The organism is Streptomyces sp. NPDC041135 (assembly GCF_055592085.1).
In genome coordinates, this window is record NZ_JBVIYZ010000001.1 from 289,712 (window position 1) to 315,890 (window position 26,179).

The window sequence follows — 26,179 nt, forward strand, 5'->3', positions numbered from 1 at the left end:
CCCCGGTGGCCCGTGATCCACGTACGGTGATCGGCGTCGCACGTTGCGGCCTCGTTCACGCACAGGTCATCCCCGCTGCCAACGATCCAGAGCGAGCGGTAGCCGCCACCGGCGGCGCCCGCGACCACTGCCGACGCGTCACGCACTCGGGGAGATCGCGCCATGTCGCGCACACGCTCTGTCGTCAGCTCCGCCGCGGCGGTCGACCGCCGTTCCGTCCTCGCCGCCGCCGCGGCCGTCTCGCTCTCCGCGGGCGTCGGCCACGCCCTGCGCCCCACCGACAGCCAGGCCGCCACCGCCGCCGAGGCCCCGGTCGCCGCCTCCCGCAAGGTCTCCGCCGTCACCCCGCTGCTCCCCTACACCAAGGGCACCACGCTCGCCACGGTCGCCGCGCCCCGCACCGGCTCGGGCTTCCGCCGCCTCGGCGACGGCCCCGGCTGGGAGCGGGTGGTGCGCCGCGAACTGGCCGAGCCCGCCCCCCGCCGCCAGGCCCGCCGCACCCCGCTGGCCGCGTTCGTGCAGTTCACCGACCTGCACCTGATGGACGTCCAGCACCCGCTGCGGCTGGAGTACCTGCGGGCCACCGACCCGCACGCCTGGCGCCCGCACGAGGCGCTGACCGTGCAGGGCGCCGTCGCGCTGGTGGAGCGGGTCAACGCGCTGCGCGGCGCCCCCGTCACCGGTTCCCCGCTGCACTTCGTGATGACCACCGGCGACAACACCGACAACAACGCCCACTGCGAACTCGAGTGGTTCATGAAGGTGATGAGCGGCGGCCGCATCACCCCCGACACCGGGGAACCCGGGCACTACGAGGGTGTCCAGAACAGCGGCCTGAAGCTGTACTGGCAGCCGGGCAGCGCCGCGCGCGACGGGGACAAGAGCCTCGGCTTCCCGCAGCTCGACGGCTACCTGGCCGCCGCCGTCCGCGAGACCCGCAGCCCCGGCCTCGGCCTGCCCTGGTACTCCACCGTCGGCAACCACGACGCCCTGCCGCTCGGCTGCTACGGCTCCCACGGCGATCCCTGGCTGGCCGAGGCGGCCATCGGCGGCCGGAAGCTGATGGACGTGACCGCCGCCGAGGCCAAGAAGCTCCAGAGCGCCATCAAGAAGGCCACCGACCCCCGGGGCACGGCCTACCGGGACTTCCTCCAGGCCCACGCCCGCTCCGCGCGCCCGGTGACCCCGGACGAGAGGCGGGCCCCCTACACGTCCGCCGACTACCTCAAGGCCCACCTGGACCCGGCCTACGCGGGCCACGGCCCGGTCGGCCACGGCTACTCGTCGGCCAACCTCGACGCGGGCACCCAGTACTACAGCTTCCGCATCGCCGACGACGTCATCGGCATCAGCCTCGACACCACCGACCCCGGCGGCCACTACGAGGGCTCCGTCGGCACCGCCCAGCTGAGCTGGCTGGACAGGACGCTGAAGGAGAACGCGGACTCCTACGCCGTCGTCTTCAGCCACCACACCAGCAGGACGATGACCAACACCCGCCCCGACCCGGCCCGCCCGGGGGAGCGCCGGCACGACGGCGCCGAGGTGGTCTCCGTGCTGTCCGCGCACCGCAACGTGCTCGCCTGGGTCAACGGGCACATCCACCGCAACGTCATCACCCCGCACGCGGCCTCCGGCGGCCACGCCTTCTGGGAGATCTCCACCGCCTCGCACGTCGACCACCCCCAGCTCGCCCGGGTGATCGAGCTGGTGGACAACAAGGACGGCACGCTCTCCGTCCTCACCACCCTGATCGAGTCCGCCGCACCCCACCGCACCGACTTCGCCGACCTCTCCCAGACCGGCCTGTCGGCCCTCTACCGCGAGTTGTCCTTCAACGCCCCCGGCGGCAACCCGGCCCTGACGGGCACCGCGGCCGACCGCAACACCGAACTGGTGCTGAAGAAGGGCTGACCCGTCCGGCCACGGCACTAGCGGGGCAGCACCACGACACGGGCGGCCGGCTCGCGGTCACCGGCGGCCATCAGGGCCGTGCGGACCACCGCGGCCTGCTGCTCCACCGCCTCCCGCAGCTTGCGCGGGGTGATGTGGACGACCGTGATGCCCAGGCGCTCCAGGTGCTCGCGCTTGCGGGCGTACTCCGACCACAGCGCGTCCTCGTCCTGGCGGGGGGCGCGGGTGTCGAGTTCCACCGCGACCGCCTGCTCCGGCCAGTAGGCGTCGAGACCGCCCAGGTGGGGGCCGCCGGGCAGGCGCAGGTCCACGTTCCAGACCGGGTCGGGCAGGCCGTGCTCGGCGACCATGCGGTACAGGCGGTCCTCCGCGATCGACCGGCCCTCCGCCAGCAGCGAGTCCACCGCGTCGACCACGTGCGGCCGGGTCAGCAGCTTGGCCGCCGTCAGCTCCCGCACCACCGCCGCCGGTTCGCAGTGGCCGGCCCGCACCGCCTCCGTCAGCAGCAGCCGTACCGCCTCCGCGTCGGTGAGGCAGGCCACCGCGTCCGCCAGGGCGCGCGGCACCGGCGCCACCGGCAGGCCGCCCACCGCGCGGGGCGTGGGCAGGGACGCGGTGCGCACGACGCGGACGTGCCCGGTGGAGCGCAGCCGGCGCAGCCGGGGGACCAGGACGTCGACGTGGTCCGGCGCGGCGGACGGCGCCGCCGAGGCGAAGCCGTACAGCGCCAGCGCCGCCAGCCCGGTGATCATCGCCTCCTGGTACACCGGGCGGTGCGGGTCGTCGCAGGCCGGCTGTTGCGGCACCCCGGCGCTCTGCTCGCGGGCCGCGTACAGCAGCGCCGCGTGCAGCCGCTCCTCGCCGGTGGGCGGGCCGGGGTGGAGCAGGACCACGGTCGGCAGCAGCTGCCGCCAGGGACCGCCGGGGCGGCACCGGTCGGCCAGCTCGGCCGGCGAGATGCCGTGGGCGCGCAGCTGGGCCGTCGTCAGGACGCGGCGCTGGACCTCGCGGAGGTGGCCGAGGTGGCGGGGGGAGAGCGGGGTGTTGTGCGTCATGGCCTGGGGATTCCCCTGCCGCACCACACCGCTAACCACTGTTACACGCTCGTCGATAAATGCGGACAAGGCGGGACTAAAGGACGGGTGTTCGGATGCCGAGTAGGCGCCGGAAACCCCTGGTCCGTTCGGGTGCGGACCAGGGGTTACGGCGACGGCGGACCGGATTTCGTCACAGTCACCGGCCCGCCCAGCCATGGCCAAAGCTCGGCGGCCGCCGGGAGCCGGCCCGGCGGCCGTGCGGGCCGGGGGTCAGCCGCCGACCGCCGCCGCGTCGCACGCCTGTGCGCGCAGCGCCCGCGCCAGGTCGTCGCGGGCCTCCAGCACCAGCCGGCGCAGGGCCGGCGCCGCGTCCGCGTGGGAGGCCAGCCAGGCGTCGGCCCGCTCCAGCGTCTCGGCGCGGTCCTGGAGGGAGGGGAACAGGCCGCGCACGACGTCCATGCCGATCTGGATCGAGCGCTCCCGCCACACCCGCTCGATCACCTCGAAGTACTTCTGCGCGTACGGCGCCGTCAGCTCCCGCTGCGAGGGCCGGTCGAAGCCCGCGATGGTCGCCTCGGCCAGGGCGTTGGACAGGGCGTCGGACTCGACGACCTGCGCCCACGCCTGCGCCTTGACCGCCGCCGAGGGCCGGGCGGCCAGACAGCGGACGTGGTGGCGCTTGCCGGAGGCGGTGTCGTCACGGGTCAGCTCCGCCGCGAGGTCCGCCTCACCGGCGACGCCGTGCGCCGCGAGCGGCTCCAGGAACGCCCAGCGCAGCTCCTGGTCCACCACCAGCCCCTCGATCTCCTCGCTGCCGTCGAGCAGCCCCTTCAGCAGCCGCAGGTCGTCGTCGTGCCCGGCGACGGACGCGAAGAACCGCGCCCAGGCCAGCTGGTGCTCGCTGCCGGGGCCGGCCGCCCGCAGCTCCTTCAGCGCGCCCTCGGACAGCAGCCGGCCGGCCGTCTCCCGCCACCGCGGCGCCGTGTAGTGCACCAGGGCGGTGGCGGTCCACGCGTGCAGGATCTGCAGCACGCCGATGTCGGACTCGCGCCCGGCGAACCGCAGCACCAGGGCGGTGAAGTCCCGGGCGGGCAGCAGCCCGTCCCTGGTCAGGTTCCACAGGGCGGTCCAGCACAGGGCGCGGGCGAGCGGGTCGGTCAGCGCGCCCAGGTGCCCGCGCAGCGTGGCCAGCGAGGTCTCGTCGAAGCGGATCTTGCAGTAGGTGAGGTCGTCGTCGTTGACCAGGACCAGCTCGGGCGCCTCGGCACCGGCCAGCTCCGCCACCACCGTGCGCGGCCCCTCGACGTCCGTCTCCGTGCGGGCGTACCGCTCCAGCGCCCCGTCCGGCGTACGGCGGTACAGGCCCACCGCCACCCGGTGCGGGCGCAGCTCGGGACGCTCCTCCGGCGCCTCCTGGAGCACCGCCAGCTCGGCCACCCTGCCGTCCGCGTCCAGCAGCACCTGCGGGGTGAGGGAGTTGACGCCGGCCGTCTGCAGCCAGGAGCGGGCCCAGGCCGCCAGGTCCCGGCCGCTGGTCTCCTCCAGCACCGACAGCAGGTCCGCGAGGCGGGTGTTGCCGTAGGCGTGGCGCTTGAAGTAGCGGCGCGCGCCCTCCAGGAAGGCGTCCTGGCCGACGTAGGCCACCAGCTGCTTGAGCACCGAGGCGCCCTTGGCGTACGTGATGCCGTCGAAGTTGAGCTTGGCGTCCTGCAGGTCGCGGATGTCGGCGGTGACGGGGTGCGTGGAGGGCAGCTGGTCCGCGCGGTAGGCCCAGGCCTTGCGGCGGTTGGCGAAGGTGATCCAGCCGTTGCCGAAGCGGGTGGCGCCGACCAGCGCGAAGGCGCCCATGAAGTCCGCGAAGGACTCCTTCAGCCACAGGTCGTCCCACCACTCCATGGTGACCAGGTCGCCGAACCACATGTGCGCCATCTCGTGCAGGACGACGTTGGCCCGGCTCTCGTACGACGCCCGCGTCACCTTGCCCCGGAAGACGTACTCCTCGCGGAAGGTCACCATGCCCGGGTTCTCCATCGCGCCCAGGTTGTACTCGGGCACGAACGCCTGGTCGTACTTCCCGAAGGGGTAGGGGAAGTCGAAGTGGTCGTGGAAGAAGTCCAGGCCCTGCTTGGTGACCAGGAAGATGTCGTCGGCCTCGAAGTACGGGGCCAGGCCCTTGCGGCACATCGCGCCCAGCGGGATCTCCAGCCGCGTGCCGTCCTCGAGGGTGCGCGTGTAGCGGTCCGTGACGTAGTGGTACGGCCCCGCCACCACACACGTGATGTACGTCGAGATCGGCTTCGTCTCCGCGAACCGCCAGACGCCCTCGGTGAGTTCACCGGCGCCGTTGCTCCACACCGTCCAGCCCTCCGGCGCCCGCACCTCGAAGCGGAAGGGGGCCTTGAGGTCCGGCTGCTCGAAATTGGCGAAGACGCGGCGGGCGTCGGCCGGCTCGTACTGCGTGTAGAGGTAGACCTCGCCGTCCTCGGGGTCGACGAAGCGGTGCATCCCCTCGCCGGTGCGGGAGTAGGCGCACCGGGCGTCGACGACCAGCTCGTTCTCCGCGGCCAGGTCCTCCAGCGCGATCCGGGTGCCGTCGAAGACCTCGCCCGGGTCGAGGTCCCTGCCGTTGAGCGACAGGGAGGTCACCGCGGGGGCGATCAGGTCGGCGAAGGAGGAGGCGCCGGGCTCGTTGCAGCGGAAGCGGATCGTGGTCACCGAGCGGAAGGTGCGCGGGCCGCCGTCGCCCTCGCCCACGGCGGAGCGCAGGTCCAGCGACACGTCGTACCCGTCCACCGACAGCAGGGCGGCCCGCTCCCGGGCTTCGTCACGGGTCAGATTCTCACCGGGCACGGGCGGCACTCCCTCATCGTTGTCGGTACGCCGATCAGCAGTGATCCTGCCACGCGCCCCGGGTCGCGGGCATCCGGGGAATGAGGAGGCCGGCGCGGGTGTTGCCCGGGGAAACGACCTTCTTCGAGGAGAGCCATGTCCGAGACCGTGACCAGCTCCGGCAAGACCCCCGTCGACTTCTGGTTCGACCCGCTGTGCCCCTGGGCCTGGATGACCTCCCGGTGGGTGCTGGAAGTGGAGAAGGTCCGGGACATCGAGGTCCGCTGGCACGTCATGAGCCTGGCGGTGCTGAACGAGAACCGGCTGGACGAGCTGCCCGAGGAGTACCGGGAGATGCTCGCCACCAAGGCGTGGGGTCCGGTGCGCGTGGTGACCGCGGCCGCGCAGAAGCACGGCCCGGACGTCCTCGGCCCGCTCTACACCGCGCTCGGCACCCGCTTCCACAACAACGGCGAGGGCCCGACCCGGGAGGCCGTCGCGGGCGCCCTCGCGGACGTGGGTCTGCCGGCCGACCTGATCGAGTACGCGGAGCAGGAGGACTTCGAGTTCGACGCCGAGCTGCGCGCCTCCCACAAGGAGGGCATCGAGAAGGTCGGGCAGGACGTCGGCACCCCCGTCATCGCCGTCCCCGGCCCCGACGGCGAGCAGATCGCCTTCTTCGGCCCGGTCGTCACCCCCGCCCCGCAGGGCGAGGAGGCGGCCCGCCTGTGGGACGGCACCCTGGCCGTCGCCTCCGTGCCGGGCTTCTACGAGATCAAGCGCACCCGGACCAAGGGCCCGGACTTCAGCAACCTCTGAGCCCGGCGGCCCGGCGGCGCGGCGACGCGGCCCGGCGGCGCGAAGGACCCCCGCGGACGCGCCGCGGGGGTCCTGGCGTAAGCCGGCCGGGGCCGGCCTTACGCGGCGAGCGGCGTGTAGTGGGAGGCGTCGCCCTCGATCGAGTAGCTCTCCTTGCCCTCGACGCCGACCGGGATGTCACCGGCGACCGTCACCCGGTGCAGCCGGCGCGGCTGCCCGTCGTAGTTGTCGATGGCGTAGTGCTGGGTGATGCGGTTGTCGAACAGCACCAGCTGGTCGGGCGACCAGCGCCAGCGCAGCACGTTCTCCGGGCGGGTGACGTACGTCTGGAGCAGGTCGAGGATCTTGCGCGACTCGCCCGCCGACAGCCCTACGATCCGCTGCGCGAACCCGCCGATGAACAGCCCCCGCTCACCGGTCAGCGGGTGCACCCGGACGACCGGGTGGGCGGTGCGGTACGTGATCGAGGTGAACTGGGCGCGCTGGGCGGCCTTCTCCTCGTCGATGTCCTCGTCCGGCACCGCGTAGTCGTAGTCGTTGGTGTGTTCCGCCCACAGGGTGTCGGCCAGCCGGCGCAGGGGTTCGGGCAGGTCGCGGTAGGCGGCCGCCGAGCTGGCGATCAGGGTCTCGCCGCCGTACGGCGGGACGGTGATGCTGCGCAGGGTGCTGGCCTGCGGGGGGTTCAGGACGAACGTGACGTCGGTGTGCCAGTGGTTGGCCCGGCCGCGCTCGCTGTCCACGGGCAGCACGTTCGGGGCGCCCTCCACGGCACCGACCGTCGGATGGGCGGTGGTGAGGTCGCCGAAGTGGCGGGCGAAGGCCTGCTGGCCGGCGTCGTCCAGCCGTACGTCGTCGAAGACCAGCGCCTTGTGGGTGTTCAGGGCCTCGCGGACCGCCGCGACCTGCTCCGCGTCCAGCGGCCGGGAGATGTCGACGCCGGAGACCCGGGCGCCGATGCGCGCGGTGACCTTGGTGATCTCGAGGGACATGGCGGTTCCTTTCAGACGGTGGCGAGTGCGGGGGCGGTGACGTACTGGTTGGCCGGGCGGGGCAGGCCGTAGCGCTCCCGCAGGGTCTGGCGGGGGCCGTAGGCGTCGCGCAGCAGGCCGCGGGCGCGCAGGATCGGCACCACGTGCTCGACGAACTCCGACAGCCCCGAGGGCAGCACGGCGGGCATGATGTTGAAGCCGTCGGCGGCGCCCCCGGTGAACCAGGCCTCGATCTGGCCGGCCACCTGCTCGGGCGTGCCGGCGAAGGTGAGGTGCCCGCGCCCGCCGCCGAGCCGTCCGATCAGCTGCCGCACGGTCAGCCGCTCGCGCCGGGCCAGCTCCACCACGAGCGTGTAGCGGCTCTTGGCACCCTCGATGGCGTCCTCGGGCGGCAGGTCGGCGGGCAGCTGCGCGTCCAGCTCCAGGGTGCCGGGCGCCAGGTGCAGCAGGCTCTCCAGCCGGGCCTTGCCGTGCTCGGGCACGATGTGCTCCTCCAGCACCCGCTCGGCCGCCAGCGCCTCGGCCTGCGTCGAGCCGAGCACCGGGACGATGCCCGGCAGCACCTTGACGTGCCCGGGATCGCGGCCGGCCCGTGCGGTGCGGGACTTCAGGTCGGCGTAGAAGCCCCGCGCGTCCTCGATCGTCTGCTGGGCGGTGAACACGGCCTCCGCGTACCGGGCCGCGAAGTCCTTGCCGTCCTGCGACGAGCCGGCCTGTACCAGCAGCGGGTAGCCCTGCGGCGCGCGCGGCAGGTTGAGGGCGCCCTCGACGCTGAAGTACGTGCCCTGGTGCCGGGCCGGGTGCAGCTTGGCGTCGTCGCCCCAGACGCCGGCCGCCTTGTCGGCGACGATCGCGTCGTCCTCCCAGCTGTCCCACAGCTTCAGCGCCACGTCGAGGAACTCGGCGGCCCGGGCGTAGCGCTCGGCGTGCGCGGGCTCGGCGGCCAGGCCGAAGTTGCGGGCGGCCTCGGCGCCGGCCGTGGTCACGATGTTCCAGCCCGCCCGGCCGCCGCTGATGATGTCCAGCGAGGCGAACCTGCGGGCCAGGTTGTAGGGGGAGTTGTAGGAGGTGGAGGCGGTGGCGATCAGCCCGATGTGCTCGGTGGCCGTCGCCAGGGCGGTGAGCAGGGTGAGGGGCTCCAGCGCCCCGGCCGGACGCTGGGCCAGGTCGCCCCACAGCTGGGGGCTGTCCGCCAGGAAGAGGGAGTCGAAGGTGCCGCGTTCGGCGATCCGCGCCAGGTTCACGTAGTGCGCGAGGTCGACGTGGGCGTACGGGTCGCTCTCCGGCAGCCGCCACGACGCCTCGTGGTGGCCGGTGCTCATCAGGAACGCGTTGAGGTGGAGCCGGCGGGTCATGCGTGGTCCTCCGTGACACCCAGGGCGGCCAGCAGCCGCTCGCGGTACTCGCCCAGCACCGGCTCGCGGTAGGAACGCGGGTGGGGACGGTCGATGGTCAGGTCGAGGCCGATCCGGCCCCGGTCCAGGACGAGGACCCGGTCGGCGAGCACGATCGCCTCGTCCACGTCGTGGGTCACGAGCAGCACGGAGGGCCGGTGGCGCTCCCACAGCTCGCGCAGCAGATGGTGCATCCGGATCCGGGTGAGCGCGTCCAGCGCGCCGAACGGCTCGTCGGCCAGCAGCAGTTCGGGCTCGCGCACCAGGGAGCGGGCGAGCGCGGCGCGCTGCGCCTCACCGCCGGACAGCTCGCCCGGCCAGGCCCGCTCCCGGCCCTCCAGACCGACCTCCGCCAGGGCGGCCCGGCCGCGCCGCGCGGCGTCCTTGCCGTCCAGGCCGAGCAGGACGTTGTCCAGCACCCGGCGCCAGGGCAGCAGCCGCGAGTCCTGGAACACCACCGACACCCGCTCCGGCGCGGTGAGCTGTCCGCTCCCGGTCACCGAGTGGTCCAGTCCGGCGACCGCCCGCAGCAGGGTGGACTTGCCCGAGCCGCTGTGGCCGAGCAGGGCGGTGAACTGGCCGGCGGGCAGGTCCAGGTCGATGCCGTCGAGGACCGTGCGGTCGCCGAAGGACCGGGTCAGGCCGCGCAGCCGGACGGCGGGCCGGGTCAGCTGCTCAGTGTGCGGCGCCATGACAGCACCCTCCGTTCGAGGAGACGGACCACGCTGTCGGAGATCAGGCCGAAGACGCCGTAGATCAGCAGGCCGACCAGGATGACGTCGCTCTGGCCGTAGTTCTGCGCCTGGAACATCATGTAGCCGAGGCCGCTGGTGGCGTTGATCTGCTCCAGCACCACCAGGCCCAGCCAGGAGGCGGTGACGCCCAGCCGGAGGCCCACGAAGAAGCCGGGCAGCGCGCCGGGTATCACCACCTGCCGGATGAAGGCGAACCGGGACAGGCCCTGCACCTCGGCGAGTTCCACGTAGCGGCTGTCGATGCCGGACAGCGCGGCGTGCGTGTTCAGGTAGACGGGGATGTAGACGACGATCGCGATGATGGCGATCTTGAAGGTCTCGCCGATGCCCAGCCAGAGGATGAACAGCGGGATCAGACCGAGGGTCGGGATGGCCCGGTTGAGCTGCACGGTCCCGTCGATCAGCGCCTCACCGGTACGGCTCAGACCGGCGGCGAGGGCGAGCAGCACCCCCGCGGTCAGGCCGATCGCGAAGCCGTAGGCGGCCCGCCGCAGGGAGGTGAGGACGTCGGTGGCCAGCGTGCCGTCCGTCCACAGGTGGACCGCCGACCGCAGCACGGTCCAGGGCGCCGGTACGGCACCCGGGTCGAGCCGGCCCGCGGCCGACGCGGCGGCCCACAGGACCAGCAGCAGCAGCGGTCCGGCCAGCCGGGCGGCGGGCAGCGAACGGCCGGGGGAGAGCCGGCGGCGCCGGCGGACCTGCGCCGGTTCCCCGGCCGCCCGCACCGGGGCGACGCTCGTCGTCGTCGTGGTCACGGCGCTCACTTCCGGTACTCCGCCGGTACGGCCCGCGCGGCGATCGACTCGAAGCGGTGGTCGAAGAGGGACGACACGTCGAACTTCTTGACGAACCCGCCCTCCGCCAGCAGGTCGGCCGTCTCCTGCTCCCACGTGATCGCCTCGTCCCAGTTCGGCGGGAACAGCGGCTTGTTGGCCAGCGCGCTGATCGACCGGGCCTGCGCGAGGTTCAGGTTCTGGGTGCCGACGTAGAACTCCTTGTTCCACACGTCCGGGTGCTCGTACTGCCACACCTGGCCCCGGGCCCACTGCGGGATGTACGCGGCGATCGCGGACGCCTTCGCCGGGTCGTTCAGCACGGACTGCGGCGCCCACAGCAGGTTGAGCAGGTCGACCACGTCGGTGGGGATGGCACGGGCGCCCTTGGCGGCGTACTGCTTCAGGTAGGCCGGGGACTGGTTGTTGGCGAGCGGGGCGATGTCCACCTGCCCGGACTGCAGGGCGGTGAGGAACTGGTTGCTGGTCAGCGGGACCAGCTTCACGTCGTCGTAGGCGAGCCCGGCCTTCTTCAGCGCCCGCAGCAGCACCACGCCCTGGGCCTGGCCCTGGGAGAAGGCGAGCTTCTTGCCCTTGAAGTCGTCGACCGTGCGGATGTCGCTGCCCGGCCGGGTGGCGAACAGGTAGTTGGGCTTGCGGGTGATGTCGATCGCCACGATCTTGGCGTCGAAGCCCTGGTAGTGCGCCTGGATCGGCGGGATGCCCGCGTTGTTGGCGAGGTCGAGGGACTTGGCGCGGAAGGCGTTGATGACGTCCGGACCCGCCCCGATGTTCACCCAGCTCGACACCGTGAACGGCAGCTTCGGCAGCTTCGCCAGCTTGAACTGCAGCTGCTGCGCGTTCAGGTAGGAGGCGATCTTCAGGCTGGTGCCGGCCGGGACCTTCGCGGCGAGCGGGGCGGTGGAGGCGCCCTTGATGTCGGCGGCGGCACTGCCGTTCGCGCAGCCGCTCAGGCCGGCCACGGCGGCCGAGGCCCCGAGCAGGGAGGTGAGAAAGAGCCGGCGGTCGAGACCGCGAACGGGCGGAGCAGACATGGGAGGACCCCCAGGTGTTTCCTGAACCGGCAGGAACAGGCGCGTGAACAGAGAGACGGGAAAGCAGACGGAAGCAAACGGAATACGCGGCGATTCACCGGCGAGTTCCACAGCGGCTGCGGATACATTGCGGGTCGAGTTCCACCCGGCGGAAGGCCGGAGAAGGGGAATTCGCGCAACGGAGATACGCGCTCAACAGCGCGTCAACACGTCAGCAACAAAGGGTGCGACAGGTCATGAACAGGATGTTCCCGGTCATGCGCACCCCCTGTCAACATTCGGAGTTTCTGAATTAATTAAGCTCAGGTGGCGCGGCGGGCGGCATCGACAGCGGGTCCCGGAACAGGACGTCCAGAAACACCGAACCACCTGCCACGGCCAGTACGGAATCCGGGAAACTCGTCGGCACCACGGTGGCCGCGTGCTGCGCGCCGACCGATTCCCGCAGCGCCTGAAGGCATCCCTCGACGTACATGACGCCCACCTCGGTCACCACCACGGTCTCCGGGTTGAGCACGTCGAGCAGCATCCCGGCCGCCCGTCCCACCGCCCGCGCCCGCTCCACCAGCAGCCGGTGCGCCACCGGGTCGCCGGCCACCGCCGCCGCGACCACGTGCATCGGGTTCGACCCGGCCGTCACGCCGGCCTCCCTGGCCCGCCGGCACAGCGTCCGCTCGCTCAGTTCGGCCTGGAGGCAGCCGGTGCGCCCGCAGGCGCAGGGCTCGCGGCCGCCCGGCACCGGCAGATGGGCGATCCGCCCCGCCTGCGAACGGGGGCCGTGGTGCACCTCGTCGTGGGTGGCGAAGGCCGCGTCCACCACGTTGCCGACGAACAGGTGCAGCACGCTGCGGCTGCCCCGCGCCCGGCCGAACAGCCGCTCGCCGTTGACCAGCGCCCGCGCGTGCCCGTCGGTCTGCACGGGCAGCCCGGTGCGGGCCCGCAGCATCTGACGCACCGGCACGTCCCGCCAGCCCAGCAGCGCGTGTTCGACGACCGTGCCCGAGGCGCCGTCCACCCAGCCGCCGCACGCGAACCCCACCCCGAGCGGCCGGCGCCCCGGCGTGCGGGCGAGCAGCGCGTCGAGGCCGTCGGCGGCGTGGGCCAGCACCCACCCCGGGTCGGTGCGCTCGTGCTTCACCTCCCGCCGGGCCACGACCCGTCCGCGCAGGTCGAGCAGCGCGACGGTGGTGTACGGCACGGCGACGTGCACGCCGCCCACCACGAACCGGGTGTCGTCGAGGTCGACGGGCACGTGCGGCCGCCCGACCCCGCCTGACCGCTGGGGCGCGGGAGCCTCCCGGAGCAGGCCCAGCCCGGCGAACCGGGCGCAGTAGTCGGTGACGGAGGCCGGGGAGAGCCCGGTCAGCCGGGCGATCGTGCTGCGGGCCACCGGCCCGTGCTCCAGCACGGACCTGAGGACCACGCTGGCGCTGGTGCGCCGCCGGTCGCTGTCGGCGGCTCGGGGTATGGGTGAGTCAAGGGTGGATGCCGCGGTGCGGGGCATGGGAAACCGTCCTCGGAACGGGGCCGACACGTCTCGGAGTCGAGGCGCGCGGACAACCCGTCCGCCGCCTCAGGCGGGACGGCGACAGGTGGCCGTGCCCTGGCGTCGCAGGTCGACATAGCGACGCGACGTGAAGTTCCGGGCCTGGGCAACCATGCGGTCGAAGCTAGCAAAGCGGCCGCGCGCTGCCCAGACGGCGACCGACGGGCGAGACGGGCGCCGCCCGGGGCGGCCGGGGGCGCGGGCCCGCCCGGTCACCCGGGCCGACGACCCGTCGGCCGGGCCGTTTGGGGAAACCCTACAGACGCCCCGGCGCCGCCCCGGATACCCGGGGCCACGTCACCTCAGTGACCGGTATCACGCCACGGCCGGTGTAACGGGCGATCTTTGTCCGGAGCCCACCAACGGGCCGTTCCAGCCTTTGTCGAGCGCTGACGGTGATCGGTTCGAGGCCGCCGGTATAGCGTCGCGGTGTTCCCCTGTGCCCACACCTCTCGCGGAGTCCCCATGAGCACCGCCACCGCCACCGCCCGCCCCGGTGAAGTCCTCGCCGACCTGCTGCCCGCCTCCCGCGTGCGCGACGTCGCCCTCGTGCTCGGCGGCGCCGCGCTGACCGGCCTCGCGGCCCAGCTGTCGGTCCCGGTGCCCGGCTCCCCGGTGCCGGTGACCGGCCAGACCTTCGCCGCCCTGCTCGTCGGCACCGCGCTCGGCGCCCGCCGCGGCCTGCTCTCCCTCGCCCTGTACGCGGTCGCGGGCGTCGTGGGCGTGCCGTGGTTCGCCGGCGGCGCCTCCGGCTCGGCCGCCCCCTCCTTCGGGTACGTCCTGGGCATGGTCCTGGCCGCCACCGTGGTGGGCGCGCTGGCCCGCCGGGGCGCCGACCGCTCCGTGCTGCGCACGGCGGCCACGATGATCCTCGGCGAGGTGCTCGTCTACGCCGTCGGCGTCCCCTACCTGGCGCTGGCCACCGGCATGACCGCGTCCCAGGCCGTCGCGGCCGGCCTCACGCCGTTCCTGCTCGGCGACGCCCTCAAGGCCGCGCTGGCCATGGGCGCGCTGCCCACCGCCTGGAAGCTCGCCGGCAAGCGCTGACGATCCCTCGCGACATACCCGGAACGAGCGTGAGGCCCTGCCGGAGTACGGCAGGGCCTCACGCTCGTTCCGGGGGTGCGGCTCACGGGCGGCCGGTGGGTCAGGCGACGGGCACCTTGTCGACGCCGGTCTCCGCGGCCGGGGCCGTACGGCCGGGGCGCAGCTTCTCCCGGACCAGGGCGACGGCGATCACCAGCGCCGCCACCAGCAGCGACAGCAGCACGGTCTCGCGGCCGTCGTGCTCGGTGTCGGTCAGCATGTAACCGAGGACGAACACGATCAGCGCGGCCGTCGCCCACGTCAGGTACGGGTACAGCCACATCTTCACGACGAGCTTCTCCGGCGCCTCGCGCTGGATGATCCGGCGCATCCGCAGCTGCGAGAAGCAGATGACCAGCCACACGAACAGGGCCACCGCGCCACTGGAGTTGACCAGGAAGAGGAAGACCGAGTCGGGGAACTTGTAGTTGAAGAAGACGGCGACGAAGCCGAAGACGACGGAGGCGAGGATCGCGGTCCGCGGCACGCCCCGCCTGGTGGTGCGGGCGAAGGCCTTCGGGGCGTCCCCGCGCTGGCCGAGCGAGAACGCCATCCGGGAGGCCGTGTAGAGGCCGGAGTTGAGGCAGGACAGCACCGAGGTCAGCACGATGACGTTCATGATCTGACCGGCGTTCGCGATGCCGAGGGAGTCCAGCGCGGCGACGTAGGAGCCCTGCTCCTTGATCGACGGGTCGTTCCACGGCAGCAGCGAGACCACGACCAGGATCGAGCCCAGGTAGAAGACGCCGATCCGCCAGATGATGCTGTTGGTGGACTTGGTGACCGCGCGCTGCGGGTCCTCGGACTCGCCGGCCGCCAGGGTGGCGATCTCGCTGCCCATGAAGGAGAAGACGACGAGCAGGACGCCGGTGAGGATGGCGCCGGGGCCGTGCGGCAGGAAGCCGCCGTGCGCGGTGAGGTTGTCCAGGCCCGCCTTGTCGCTGTGGGCGCCCGGCAGCACGCCGAAGACGGCCAGCGCGCCGATGACGATGAACGCGCCGATCGCCACGACCTTGATGCCGGCGAACCAGAACTCGAACTCGCCGTAGGAGCCGACCGAGACCAGGTTGGTCGCGGTCAGGACGGCCATCACGATGAGCGCCCAGCCCCACTGCGGGACGGCGGGCACCCAGCCCTCGAGGATCTTGGCGCCCGCGGTCGCCTCTACGGCGAGCACGACGACCCAGAAGAACCAGTAGAGCCAGCCGATGGAGAACCCGGCCCAGCGGCCGAGGGCACGGTCGGCGTGCGCGGAGAACGAACCCGAGGTCGGGTTGGCGGCGGACATCTCGCCGAGCATCCGCATCACGAGGACGACCAGGGTGCCGACGAGGGCGTACGAGAGGAGGATGCCGGGGCCGGCGGTGGCGATGCCTGAACTGGAGCCCACGAAGAGGCCGGCGCCGATCACACCGCCGATGGCGATCATCGACAGATGCCGGTTCTTGAGGCCTGCTTGAAGTCCGGAACCAGGGGTCATGGACGGAATTCCTTTACGCCTGTGGAGCCATGTCCCGTGCCCCGCGCGGCGAAGCCGTTGTGCGGCGCGCTACCGGGCGGTACGGGTCCTCGCACGAGCGGTGCACGAGTCGGACCAGTGAATCCGAGGCCAACGGATTCGGAAACCTTTGATTCCGGATTGTTACTTGAGGTTTCCATGAGGTTCTATGGTCTGGCTCACACGCGTTCCCAGGCCCCGGCCCGCGTCCCACCCGAGGCTGCTGCCCCGCGACGGCCGTGACACACTCGTCCCATGCGCGTGTATCTCGGCTCCGACCATGCGGGCTACGAACTCAAGAACCACCTCGTCGAATGGCTCGAGGCGGCGGGGCACGAGCCCGTCGACTGCGGCCCCCACATCTTCGACGCCCAGGACGACTACCCGCCCTTCTGCCTGCGCGCCGCCGAGCGGACGGCCGCGGACCCCGGCGCCCTCGGCATCGTGATCGGCGGCTCCGGCAACGGCGAGCAGATCGCGGCGAACAAGGTGAAGGGCGTCCGTGCGGCCCTGGCCTGGAGCGAGGAGACCGCGGCGCTCGGCCGCCAGCACAACGACGCCAACGTCGTCGCGGTCGGCGCGCGCATGCACAGCGAGGAGGAGGCGACCAAGTTCGTCGAGATCTTCCTGGGCACCCCGTTCTCCGGCGACGAGCGCCACATCCGCCGCATCGACATGCTCGCGGGCTACGAGACCACCGGCGACCTGCCCCCGATCCCGGCCCACCACCCGCAGCAGTAGCCGCCCGACGCGGCGACGCGGTCCGCCCCGTCCGGCACGGTCCGGGCGGGGGACGGCACGAAAGGACACGGCACCGTGCCGGAGGGGCACACGATCCACCGCCTGGCGCGGGACTACGCCGAGCGCTTCGCGGGCACCGCCCCCCGCGTCACCAGCCCGCAGGGCACGTTCGCCGACGCCGCCGCCCTGCTGGACGGCGCCCCGCTGATCCGCACGGACGCCCACGGCAAGCACCTCTTCCTCGGCTTCCGCGACCCCGAGGACACCGCCTGGGTCCACATCCACCTCGGCCTCTTCGGCAAGGTGACCGCCGGCCCCGCACCCGCGCCCCCGCCCACCGGCACCGTCCGCCTCCGCCTGGCCGGCGACGCCTCCTACGTCGACCTGCGCGGCCCCACCACCTGCGCCCTGATCACCGACGCCGGGAAACGGGCGGTGCACGACCGCCTCGGCCCCGACCCGCTGCGCGACGACGCCGACCCGGCCGCCGCCTACGCCCGCGTCCGCCGCAGCCGTACCACGATCGCCGCCCTGCTCATGGACCAGAAGGTCATCGCGGGCGTCGGCAACGTCTACCGGGCCGAGGTCCTCTTCCGGCACGGCATCGACCCCTACCGCCCGGGCAGGGACATCACCCCGGCCGAGTGGGACGCCGTCTGGGCGGACCTGGTCGCGCTGATGCGCGCCGGCGTCGCGGCCAACCGCATCGACACCGTCCGCCCCGAGCACACCCCGGAGGCGATGGGCCGTCCGCCGCGCGTCGACGACCACGGCGGCGAGGTCTACGTCTACCGCCGCGCCGCCCTGCCCTGCCACCTGTGCGGCGACCCGGTCCGCACCGCCGGCCTGGCCGCCCGCAACCTCTTCTGGTGCCCCACCTGCCAGCCGCCCGGGCCGACGACCGCCTGACCCGCCGCTTTCGCACCGGATGCCGGGCGCACCGCCCGCCGGGTCAGAAGCCGAACGGCATCCAGGGCACCCGGGGCGAGCCGAACGCCACCGACGCCTGGACCAGCGCGCCCGGCCGCAGCTCCCGCACCAGGCCCGCCCCCGCCTGCGACACCAGCGCCACCCCGCCCAGGTACGCCGCCCCCAGCTCCCGTACGTCCAGCGCCAGGTCGGCCGCGTCCCCGGTGCGCACGCACACGGCGCCCCCGGCGTCCCCGGTCAGCCGCCAGCGCCCCGCGTTCCAGGGGCAGAAGTCGTCCGCCACCTCCAGCACCACGTCCACCGGCGCCTGGTAGGACCGCGCCGCCAGCGCCCGCCCCACCTCCACCAGACGCACGTACAGCCCGTCGCGCAGCCGCAGTTCGCAGCGGCGGGTGTCGGACACCAGGTGCAGCCAGGGGTCGTCCAGCGGCCGGCCGCGCAGCCGCAGCGTCGTGGTGAGGTCGATGCCGAGCAGGAAACGCCACAGCGCCGCGTCCGTCACCGGGTCGAGCGCGCCGAGGTCCGACAGCAGCACGGTCCCGTCGTGCCCGCCGGGCCCCCATCGCGGCCGGACCCGGAAGCGGGCGAACCCGGTGACCTCCCCGCCCCGTTCCGCGACGACGCACTGCAAGGGTGAAGCGCCGTCCCGCCCGTCCTCCGGGTCCAGCAGCCACCGCCGGTCCCAGCCGGGCTCCCGGGCCAGCATCCCCGGCCGGCCGGGCACCAGCCGGGCGTACACCGCCTCGGTCCGCTCCAGCACGTCGCCCGGCGCGGCGTAGCGCAGCCGTACGTCATCGGTGCCGGGCGGGACGGACAGCCGGACCCGGGCGGTGTCGATCTCCGCGCTGACCGCGAAGGTGCCGGCGCCGTAGCCGAACCGGCCGTAGATGGCGGGCTCGGAGGCGGTCAGCGCCGCCAGCGCCTCGCCGCGGGAACGGACGTCGGCCAGCTGCCGGCGCATCATCGCCGTCAGGAGGCCGCGCCGCCGGTGGGTGGCCGCCACCCCGACCATCGTGACGCCCGCGGTGGGCACCGCGGCGCCGCCGGGCACCGTCATCCGGAAGGCGAAGGACGCGGCCGAGCCCACGCACCGCCCGTCGTCGTAGGCGCCGATCGCCCGGCCGGGGTCGGTGAGCGCGCGCCACAGCTCCCGCTCCCCGGCCGTCTCGTCGATCCCGCCGAAGGCGCGCAGCAGGTGGTCGTACCAGTTCTTCCAGTCCTCCGCGTCGTCCTGCCGCAGTGCCCGCAGTCCGGCCGCCAGGTCAGTGCCCATGAACCATGCCTATCAGGGCGTCGCGGGGCGAGCGAACGGTTTTCACCGGGTTCTGCCCGGGCGGGGACGGGACGGCGTCCGGTGACGTTCACTGTGGAGTCGAGGTCCCGGTGGCCGGCCGCCGGGCCGGACCCCGGACGGGGGACAAGGAGGACCTCCCGTGCCAAGCACCTGGTCCGATGGATAGGGTCCCGAATTGATGGCAGCAGGACGACAGCGGCGCTCGAAGGCCGAGACGTTCACGGCCCGGTGGAAGATCCAGTGGCACCGGGCCCGCGTCGGCCTGCGCAGAAGTGCCGTGGACTACTTCCGCGGCGACGGCTCGGACTGGATCGCGTTCGCCGGACTGCTGGTGATCATCCCCCTGCTCGCCGCCCTGACCCTGGGCAACTCGGTGTGGTTCTCCCCGGCCGCGCTGGTGCTCCCCATCGTCGCCGGCGGCCTGCTGCTGCGCCCGGCGAGCCTGCTCGGCCTCTACGCGGCGGCGGCCACGGCGCTGATCGTGGAGTCCGTGCGGCTCGGGCCGTACACCGAAGGCCCCTCCCGGGTCACCCCGGGCGTCGTCCTGGTCGTCGCCGCCTGCGGGTTCTTCGGGCTGCTGACCGCCCAGTTCCGCAGCCGGGTCGGCGTGCCCTGGCGGCGCGGCGGCACCATGCTGTTCGACCTGCGCGAGCGCATCCGGGTGCAGAGCAAGCTGCCCAAGCTGCCGCCGGGCTGGCACCGCGAGATGGCGCTGCGGCCGGCCGGCGGGCAGTCCTTCTCCGGGGACTTCGTCGTCGCGGCCCGCACCAACGGCGGCCGCACCCTGGAGGTCGTCCTGACGGACGTCTCCGGCAAGGGCATGGACGCCGGCTCCCGCGCCCTGCTGCTGTCCGGCGCCTTCGGCGGCCTGCTCGGCTCGCTGCCGCCGCACGCCTTCCTCCCCGCCGCCAACGGCTACCTGCTGCGCCAGGACTGGGAGGAGGGCTTCGCCACCTCCATCCACCTCGTCCTGGACCTCGACTCCGGGGACTACGAGCTGTACTCGGCCGGGCATCCGCCGGGGCTGCAACTGAGCGCGGGGACCGGGCGCTGGGAGGAGAAGGCCGCCGAGGGCCCGCTCCTCGGTGTGTACGACGGCGCCCAGTTCGACCCCGTGAAGGGCTCGCTGCGCCCCGGAGACGTGTTGATGCTGTTCACGGACGGACTGGTGGAGACCTCCGAGCGGGACATCGTCGAGGGCATGGACCGCCTCACCGGCGAGGCCGACCGCTATGTCGCCGGCGGCTTCCACGGCGCCGCCTGGCACCTCATCGAGTCGGTGGCGAAGGACGTCAACGACGACCGGGCGCTGCTGCTGATCTGCCGCGAGGCGTCCCCGGCCACCGCACGCTGACCGGTCCCGGGTGAACGCCCGGCCCCCGGGTCCCCGACACTGGAGGGGTGACCGACACCGACACCCGCACCCCGCTCACCCTGGCCGAGGTCGAGGCCGTCGCGCGCGCCGCCCACCAGGGCCAGGCGGACAAGGCGGGCCGGCCCTACGCCGAGCACCTCGCCGCCGTCGCCGAGGGCGTGCGCGCCCGCGGCGGCGACGACGAGCTGATCGCGGCCGGCTGGCTGCACGACTCCGTCGAGGACGACGCGCTGAGCGCCGAGTGGCTCGACGGGGCCGCCCTGAGCCCCCGCACCAAGGCCGTCGTACGGGCCCTCACCAGGGTGCCGGGGGAGCCGCCCGAGGAGTACGCGCGGCGCATCCTCGCCACGCCCGGCGCGCTGCTGGTGAAGGAGGCCGACCTGGCGCACAACGCCGACCCGGGCCGGCTGGCGGTGCTCGACGCGCCGACCCGGCAGCGGCTGACCGAGAAGTACGCGCGGATGCGGGCCCTGCTCGGTCCGGACGGTGGAGGGGCGGTCAGGCGCTGACCGACTCGCGCTCCCGCGGGGCGCCCTCGCGGCGCCGCTCGCGGGCCAGTTCGGCCGCGTCCTGCTGGAACGCCCAGGCCATCCTGGGCTCCATCGCGAAGCGGAACACCCGCCGCACGGGCGCCGTGCACAGCAGCGTGACGGCGGCGGCCGCGAGCGCGGTCACCAGGATCTCGCCGAGCGGGCGGTGCAGCCAGGCCGGGTCGAACCAGCCCCGGTAGTCGGCGAACTTCACCAGGAAGCCGTGCAGCAGATAGCCGTAGAGGGTGCCCGCGCCCAGCGAGGTGCACCACAGGGTGCGCCCCGGCACCCAGGAGAAGAAGCACGCCGTCAGCAGCAGCGAGCAGCCGAGCATCGCGAGCACCATCACCGGACCGCACCACCAGGGGGCGCCCAGCTCCTGCGCGGCGTCCCGGTGGTAGAACCACGCGGTGTTCATCCGCGGCACCGCCCACCAGCCCACCGCGAGGGCCGCGGCGAACACCGGCACCGAGGCGATCCGCACCGAGCGCCGCCGCACCAGCCGGAAGTGCTCCGGCTTCAGGCACAGGCCGAGGACGAAGTAGGGCAGGAACTGCAGGACCCGCTGGAGGTCGAGGTCGTCGCCGATGTCCGGGGTGACGGTCGCCAGCATGGCGATGCCGACGGCCACCGGCAGCGGGTGGCGCACCAGCTTCCAGATCGGCGTGGTCAGCCGCCAGATGAACAGCGCGCACAGGAACCAGGTCAGGTACCAGGGGTCCAGGACGCTGATCTCCTGGCCGGGGGAGTGGTCGACGAACCGCTTGAAGAGGGGGTAGGCGGTCTCGAAGACGAGGTAGGGCACGGCGACCCCGGTGATCAGCCGCTTGAGCCGGTCGGGGCGCATGTCGAAACCGCGCGAGAAGAAGCCGGAGATGACGATGAAGGCCGGCATGTGGAAGGAGTACACGACCGTGTACAGGCCTTCGAGGATGCGGCTGTCACCCTTGAGCGGCTCCCAGGAGTGACCCATCGCGACGAGCACGATCGCCAGGTACTTGGCGTTGTCGAAGAACGCGTCACGCCGCGGGCCCGGACCGTCCGCCTGCCGGGGCCGCTGCCGAGCGGGCGACGGGGTACGCGGGGCGGGCACTCCGTTCGCCGGCGACGGTGTCGGCGGGAGTGTCCTGCGGTTCTGGCCGGGGGGCGGGGCGGCGTCAGACATCTCAGGCACCCTAGCGTCGTCTGTGGGATTCCGTAAAACCCGCGCTGTCATATCTGCTTATCGCGCTCGGATACCCCTTATTCCCCGAAGTCCGCTTCCCTGTCCACGTGATGGTACGCACAGCAGGAGCCGGACTTTCGGCCTGGATGTCCCGATTGATCCTGACTAATTGGTGCATAACGCCCCGTCCGGTCCTCAATTCGAATTACGTGCGAACGTGATGTGTGGACAGGGAAACGAAGCCTGTCAATTCCCTGTGGTGCGACCGGGCTTCAGACCGGTGCCCCTCTTCGAATTGCTGGGCGGGAGGCGTTCCCGGGCGGACCCGTCACCGACGATGCGTCACGGCCCGCATACCGGGGCCCGGTTGGTGGCACGATGGTTCTGGCGGGGGTGCGGGCCGTACCCCTGGGCCGGGAGAGCGGACCGATCGAGGGTGGGATCAGTTGTGGCCATTTCACTGTCTGTGGTGTTGCTGTTGGCGATCATCCTGGTGGTGCTGATCCGAGGGGGGAACATCAAGGCGGGACCGGCCATCGTCGCGGTCCTCTTCGGCTTCTTCCTCGCCTCGACCGGGATGGCCCCGTCCATCAACCGGTTCATGAACTCGATAGCCGAGACGATCAACTCCATCAGCTTCTGACCCCGGCGCCCCGGCGCGCCGGCGCGCCGCGTCACCCCTGCGCGCAAGGCACGCACCCGGCGCGCGCACAGTCGGTCACGCCCGCGCACACCACGTCACGCCCGCTCCCGGCCGCGCCTGCGGACCGGCGCGCCGTCCCGCGGGTACGCCGAAGGCCCAGGAGCGGGACTCCGCTCACTGGGCCTTCGTACGCAGAGCGGGCGACGGGAATCGAACCCGCGTAGCTAGTTTGGAAGACTAGGGCTCTACCATTGAGCTACGCCCGCACACAGCGCGCCGCAGGTCGGGCGACCGCGGCACTGCAGGCATCGTAGCGGGTCGCACGCCGCACAGGCCAACGTGTTCGGTCGCGGCCGTGCCGCCGCCGCACGCGGCGGGCGAACCGGCCGACGCGGACGGCCCGGGCATGTACCCTACGTGTCGCACCAGACGGGGTGTGGCGCAGCTTGGTAGCGCGTCCGCTTTGGGAGCGGAAGGCCGTGGGTTCAAATCCCGCCACCCCGACCACCGGCTCACGTCACCGTGATGATCGCCTTTTGGGGCGCTGAGCGGCTGCGGTTACTATGCAAGCTGCGCGCCCGTGTGTCCCGGCCCACTCGGCCTCGAACAGCTCCGGGCGGCGAAGTCCGCCGGGCCAGTCTGGCCCCGGCAGAAACCAAGAAGTCAGCCACAAGGAGACCGAACCGTGAAGAGCGCCGTGGAGACCCTGAACCCGACTCGGGTTCGGCTCACTGTCGAGGTGCCCTTCGAGGAGCTCAAGGACAGCCTCGACGCGGCGTACAAGAAGATCAACCAGCAGGTCACGGTGAAGGGCTTCCGGAAGGGCAAGATCCCGGCCCGCGTCATCGACCAGCGGTTCGGTCGCGGTGCGGTGCTGGAGGAGGCGGTCAACGACGCGCTCCCGAAGTTCTACACCGAGGCGGTCAACGAGGCCGAGCTGAGCCCGCTGGGCCAGCCCGACGTCGACATCACCGACCTGAAGGACGGCGAGACGCTGAACTTCACCGCCGAGGTCGACATCCGCCCGGCCCTGGAGATCCCGGACTACTCCGGCATCGAGGTCGAGGTCGACCCGGTCGAGGTCACCGACGAGGACGTCGAGAAGTCGGTGGAGCAGCTCCGTGAGCGCTTCGCGTCCACCTCCCCGGTGGAGCGCGCCGCCGAGGACGGCGACGTCGTCACCCTCGACCTGCAGGCCAAGGTCGACGGCGAGGTCCTCGAGGACGGCGTCGCCGAGGGCGTCTCCTACACCATCGGCTCGGGTGAGCTGCTCGACGGCATCGACGACGCCGTCAAGGGCCTGTCCGCCGGTGACGAGACCACCTTCACCTCCGAGCTGAAGGGCGGCTCCGCCGCGGGCAAGGAGGCCGAGGTCACCGTCAAGGTCACCCAGGTCGCCGCCCGCGAACTGCCCGAGCTGGACGACGAGTTCGCGCAGCTCGCCTCCGAGTTCGACACGCTCGAGGAGCTGAGGGCCGACAGCCGCAAGCGCCTGGCGAGCATGAAGCAGTACGACCAGGCCACGCAGGCCCAGGAGCGCGTCCTGGAGAAGCTGCTCGAGCTGGTCGAGGTGCCCGTCCCCGAGAAGCTGCTCGAGGACGAGATCAACACCCGCAAGCACAACCTCGAGCACCACCAGCTCGGCCAGATGGGTCTCACCATCGACAAGTACCTGGAGATCCAGGGCAAGACGGCCGAGGAGTTCGACACCGAGACCCGCGAGGCCGCGGTCAAGGGCATCAAGACCCAGTTCGTCCTCGACGAGCTGGTCAAGCAGGAGAAGCTCAACGTCAACCAGGAGGAGCTGACCGAGCACCTCATGCGGCGCGCGGCCTCCTCCGGCATGTCCCCCGACCAGTTCGCCCAGGCCGTCGTCGAGGGCGGCCAGGTCCCGCTGCTCGTCGGCGAGGTCGCCCGCGGCAAGGCGCTGGCCGTCGTGGTCGAGAAGGCCACGGTCAAGGACACCAACGGTGAGGTCATCGACCTCGACGACGAGGACGACGAGGCCGCTGCGGAGGCCCCGGCCGCCGAGGCCGCCACGGAGGCTCCGGCCGCCGAGGACGAGGCCGCCGGCTCCGCCGAGGAGAAGACCGAGGGCTGAGTCCCCCGGCGCCGGTGAACGACGTGCGACGGGCCCCCGGGGTGCACACCCCGGGGGCCCGTCGTCGTACGGCGGCCACGGTCGGCCGCCGCGGCCGCCGCGTTCCCGGGACCGCGGGGCGGGCGCGGGCGGCCCCCGGCGCGGCCCCGCCCGCGCCCGCGCGCCGGGCCCCGGGAGCTACGCCCCCGGCGAACACCCCTCTCCACGGGATTCTCCGGCGAGGCCCGCGCGTTAGGGTCCATGAATACGGGGGCACGGGAGTCTCCTGAAGCCCCCGGCAGGATTGACGCAGGAACACGTGAGACGGCCCGGCGCCGTCGTAAGACGAGCAGGTGGATACGTGACGAATCTGATGCCCTCCGCCGCCGGCGAGCCTTCCTTCGGTGGTGGCCTCGGCGACCAGGTCTACAACCGGCTGCTCGGCGAGCGGATCATCTTCCTCGGCCAGCAGGTCGACGACGACATCGCCAACAAGATCACCGCGCAGCTGCTGCTCCTCGCCGCTGACCCGACCAAGGACGTCTACCTGTACATCAACAGCCCCGGCGGTTCGGTGACGGCCGGCATGGCGATCTACGACACGATGCAGTACATCCCGAACGACGTGGTCACGATCGGTATGGGCATGGCGGCCTCCATGGGCCAGTTCCTGCTCACCGGCGGCACCGCGGGCAAGCGGTTCGCCCTGCCGCACACGGACATCATGATGCACCAGGGCTCCGCGGGCCTGGGCGGTACGGTCTCGGACATCAAGATCCAGGCCCAGTACCTGCTGCGCACCAAGAAGACGATGTCGGAGCTGACCGCGCTGCACTCCGGTCAGACCGTCGAGACGATCGTCCGCGACGGTGACCGCGACCGCTGGTTCACCCCGCAGGAGGCCAAGGACTACGGCCTCATCGACGAGATCATCACGCACGCCTCCGGTGTTCCGGGAGGCGGCGGCACCGGTGCCTGACCGGCCCGGCCTCGCCCCGCACCGCCGACACTCCAGCCCCCCGAACGCCACCAGGACGGTGAACACGCACATGAGCAGCATCCCCGGCGCCGCCAGCGGTCAGTACGAAGGCCCCCGGCCCGACAGCCGCTACGTCATCCCGCGCTTCGTCGAGCGCACTTCCCAGGGCATCCGGGAGTACGACCCGTACGCGAAGCTCTTCGAGGAGCGGGTGATCTTCCTCGGCGTCCAGATCGACGACGCCTCCGCCAACGACGTCATGGCGCAGCTGCTGTGCCTGGAGTCGATGGACCCCGACCGGGACATCTCGATCTACATCAACAGCCCCGGTGGCGACATGACCGCCCTCACGGCGATCTACGACACCATGCAGTTCGTGAAGCCGGACATCCAGACGGTGTGCATGGGCCAGGCGGCCTCCGCCGCGGCCATCCTGCTCGCCGCCGGTACGCCGGGCAAGCGCATGGCGCTGCCGAACTCCCGGGTGCTGATCCACCAGCCGGCCGGCTCCACCGGCCGCGGGCAGCTCTCCGACCTGGAGATCATCGCCAACGAGTTCACCCGGATGCGCGAGCAGCTGGAGGACATGCTGGCCAAGCACTCCAACCAGCCGATCGAGAAGGTCCGCGAGGACATCGAGCGCGACAAGATCCTCACCGCCGACGAGGCGCTCCAGTACGGCCTGGTGGACCAGATCATCTCCACCCGGAAGATGAACAACGACGCGGTCCGCTGACGCGGTCCAGG

General features: G+C 72.4%; 22 protein-coding genes and 2 tRNA genes. 12 read left to right on the forward strand and 12 right to left on the reverse strand.

The genetic code is table 11. The features are described 5' to 3' along the window. Positions 1–162 precede the first annotated feature (162 nt). On the forward strand, positions 163–1,914 hold the full coding sequence (locus ACZ6CZ_RS01330; protein ID WP_469012913.1) for a TIGR03767 family metallophosphoesterase: 1,752 nt from the start codon (positions 163–165) through the stop codon (positions 1,912–1,914). Positions 1,915–1,931: 17 nt separating this feature from the next. Here the strand turns inward: ACZ6CZ_RS01330 and ACZ6CZ_RS01335 are convergent, their stop codons facing one another. Further along, positions 1,932–2,969, reverse strand: coding sequence for a hypothetical protein (locus ACZ6CZ_RS01335; protein WP_469012918.1), 1,038 nt, complete (start codon positions 2,967–2,969; stop codon positions 1,932–1,934). 252 nt (positions 2,970–3,221) lie between these two features. Continuing rightward, the gene (gene pepN, locus ACZ6CZ_RS01340; RefSeq protein ID WP_469012923.1) at positions 3,222–5,801 is read right to left on the reverse strand and encodes an aminopeptidase N; all 2,580 of its coding nucleotides are present in this window, start codon (positions 5,799–5,801) and stop codon (positions 3,222–3,224) included. A gap of 135 nt (positions 5,802–5,936) precedes the next feature. Between pepN and ACZ6CZ_RS01345 the strand changes: the two genes are divergently transcribed. Beyond that, complete coding sequence (locus tag ACZ6CZ_RS01345; RefSeq protein WP_469012928.1) at positions 5,937–6,599, forward strand: mycothiol-dependent nitroreductase Rv2466c family protein; 663 nt, start codon at positions 5,937–5,939, stop codon at positions 6,597–6,599. Positions 6,600–6,697: 98 nt separating this feature from the next. Here the strand turns inward: ACZ6CZ_RS01345 and ACZ6CZ_RS01350 are convergent, their stop codons facing one another. From ACZ6CZ_RS01350 to ACZ6CZ_RS01375, 6 genes are all read right to left on the reverse strand, one after another. Further along, positions 6,698–7,588, reverse strand: a complete 891-nt coding sequence (locus ACZ6CZ_RS01350) for a TauD/TfdA dioxygenase family protein (RefSeq protein WP_469012930.1) — start codon at positions 7,586–7,588, stop codon at positions 6,698–6,700. Between the two features lie 11 nt (positions 7,589–7,599). Further along, positions 7,600–8,943, reverse strand: coding sequence for an LLM class flavin-dependent oxidoreductase (locus ACZ6CZ_RS01355; protein WP_469012931.1), 1,344 nt, complete (start codon positions 8,941–8,943; stop codon positions 7,600–7,602). After that, entirely contained in the window at positions 8,940–9,674 is a 735-nt protein-coding gene (locus ACZ6CZ_RS01360) for an ABC transporter ATP-binding protein (RefSeq protein WP_469012935.1), read from the reverse strand. Before ACZ6CZ_RS01360 ends, ACZ6CZ_RS01355 begins: the two co-directional genes overlap by 4 nt. Next, positions 9,650–10,501, reverse strand: a complete 852-nt coding sequence (locus ACZ6CZ_RS01365; protein WP_469012940.1) for an ABC transporter permease — start codon at positions 10,499–10,501, stop codon at positions 9,650–9,652. Before ACZ6CZ_RS01365 ends, ACZ6CZ_RS01360 begins: the two co-directional genes overlap by 25 nt. Continuing rightward, complete coding sequence (locus tag ACZ6CZ_RS01370; RefSeq protein WP_469012944.1) at positions 10,498–11,565, reverse strand: ABC transporter substrate-binding protein; 1,068 nt, start codon at positions 11,563–11,565, stop codon at positions 10,498–10,500. The genes ACZ6CZ_RS01365 and ACZ6CZ_RS01370 overlap by 4 nt, the downstream gene beginning before the upstream one ends. Positions 11,566–11,857: 292 nt before the next feature. After that, complete coding sequence (locus tag ACZ6CZ_RS01375; protein ID WP_469012946.1) at positions 11,858–13,069, reverse strand: ROK family protein; 1,212 nt, start codon at positions 13,067–13,069, stop codon at positions 11,858–11,860. A gap of 507 nt (positions 13,070–13,576) precedes the next feature. Here ACZ6CZ_RS01375 and ACZ6CZ_RS01380 point away from each other — a divergent pair. After that, the gene (locus ACZ6CZ_RS01380) at positions 13,577–14,158 is read left to right on the forward strand and encodes a biotin transporter BioY (RefSeq protein ID WP_469012951.1); all 582 of its coding nucleotides are present in this window, start codon (positions 13,577–13,579) and stop codon (positions 14,156–14,158) included. A gap of 100 nt (positions 14,159–14,258) precedes the next feature. Here the strand turns inward: ACZ6CZ_RS01380 and ACZ6CZ_RS01385 are convergent, their stop codons facing one another. Further along, entirely contained in the window at positions 14,259–15,677 is a 1,419-nt protein-coding gene (locus ACZ6CZ_RS01385; RefSeq protein ID WP_469012954.1) for an amino acid permease, read from the reverse strand. 273 nt (positions 15,678–15,950) lie between these two features. Here ACZ6CZ_RS01385 and ACZ6CZ_RS01390 point away from each other — a divergent pair, with 273 nt between their 5' ends. Together ACZ6CZ_RS01390 and ACZ6CZ_RS01395 are read left to right on the forward strand one after the other, a co-directional pair. Then, on the forward strand, positions 15,951–16,436 hold the full coding sequence (locus ACZ6CZ_RS01390; protein WP_469012960.1) for a ribose-5-phosphate isomerase: 486 nt from the start codon (positions 15,951–15,953) through the stop codon (positions 16,434–16,436). Positions 16,437–16,511: 75 nt separating this feature from the next. Further along, positions 16,512–17,345, forward strand: coding sequence for an Fpg/Nei family DNA glycosylase (locus tag ACZ6CZ_RS01395; protein ID WP_469012961.1), 834 nt, complete (start codon positions 16,512–16,514; stop codon positions 17,343–17,345). A gap of 43 nt (positions 17,346–17,388) precedes the next feature. Here ACZ6CZ_RS01395 and ACZ6CZ_RS01400 read toward each other — a convergent pair whose 3' ends face one another. Next, on the reverse strand, positions 17,389–18,639 hold the full coding sequence (locus tag ACZ6CZ_RS01400) for a GNAT family N-acetyltransferase (protein WP_469012963.1): 1,251 nt from the start codon (positions 18,637–18,639) through the stop codon (positions 17,389–17,391). Positions 18,640–18,838: 199 nt separating this feature from the next. Here ACZ6CZ_RS01400 and ACZ6CZ_RS01405 point away from each other — a divergent pair, with 199 nt between their 5' ends. Together ACZ6CZ_RS01405 and ACZ6CZ_RS01410 are read left to right on the forward strand one after the other, a co-directional pair. Next, on the forward strand, positions 18,839–20,014 hold the full coding sequence (locus ACZ6CZ_RS01405; RefSeq protein ID WP_469012967.1) for a PP2C family protein-serine/threonine phosphatase: 1,176 nt from the start codon (positions 18,839–18,841) through the stop codon (positions 20,012–20,014). A gap of 47 nt (positions 20,015–20,061) precedes the next feature. Continuing rightward, positions 20,062–20,544: an HD domain-containing protein gene (locus tag ACZ6CZ_RS01410; protein WP_469012972.1), complete on the forward strand. Its 483-nt coding sequence runs from the start codon at positions 20,062–20,064 to the stop codon at positions 20,542–20,544. Here the strand turns inward: ACZ6CZ_RS01410 and ACZ6CZ_RS01415 are convergent. After that, positions 20,534–21,730: an acyltransferase family protein gene (locus ACZ6CZ_RS01415; RefSeq protein ID WP_469012976.1), complete on the reverse strand. Its 1,197-nt coding sequence runs from the start codon at positions 21,728–21,730 to the stop codon at positions 20,534–20,536. The two genes, ACZ6CZ_RS01410 and ACZ6CZ_RS01415, sit on opposite strands and share 11 nt — an antisense overlap. Before the next feature lie 448 nt (positions 21,731–22,178). Here ACZ6CZ_RS01415 and ACZ6CZ_RS01420 point away from each other — a divergent pair, with 448 nt between their 5' ends. Continuing rightward, positions 22,179–22,373 (forward strand): hypothetical protein, encoded by a 195-nt coding sequence (locus ACZ6CZ_RS01420; RefSeq protein WP_469012980.1) that lies wholly within the window; start codon positions 22,179–22,181, stop codon positions 22,371–22,373. Between the two features lie 195 nt (positions 22,374–22,568). On the opposite strand, the gene ACZ6CZ_RS01425 is transcribed toward ACZ6CZ_RS01420, so the two are convergent. Then, positions 22,569–22,639: transfer RNA gene (locus ACZ6CZ_RS01425), tRNA-Gly, on the reverse strand. Positions 22,640–22,803: 164 nt separating this feature from the next. Here ACZ6CZ_RS01425 and ACZ6CZ_RS01430 point away from each other — a divergent pair. The 4 genes from ACZ6CZ_RS01430 to ACZ6CZ_RS01445 all read left to right on the forward strand — a co-directional run bounded on the left by ACZ6CZ_RS01430 (position 22,804) and on the right by ACZ6CZ_RS01445 (position 26,168). After that, positions 22,804–22,880 (forward strand) — tRNA-Pro (locus ACZ6CZ_RS01430). A 178-nt stretch (positions 22,881–23,058) separates the two neighbouring features. Continuing rightward, a complete protein-coding gene (tig, locus tag ACZ6CZ_RS01435) occupies positions 23,059–24,474 on the forward strand; it encodes a trigger factor (protein WP_469012982.1) in 1,416 nt (471 codons plus the stop codon). Positions 24,475–24,826: 352 nt separating this feature from the next. Further along, positions 24,827–25,432, forward strand: coding sequence for an ATP-dependent Clp protease proteolytic subunit (locus tag ACZ6CZ_RS01440; RefSeq protein WP_469014353.1), 606 nt, complete (start codon positions 24,827–24,829; stop codon positions 25,430–25,432). A gap of 70 nt (positions 25,433–25,502) precedes the next feature. Further along, entirely contained in the window at positions 25,503–26,168 is a 666-nt protein-coding gene (locus ACZ6CZ_RS01445; protein WP_469012983.1) for an ATP-dependent Clp protease proteolytic subunit, read from the forward strand. The last annotated feature ends 11 nt before the right edge of the window (positions 26,169–26,179 follow it).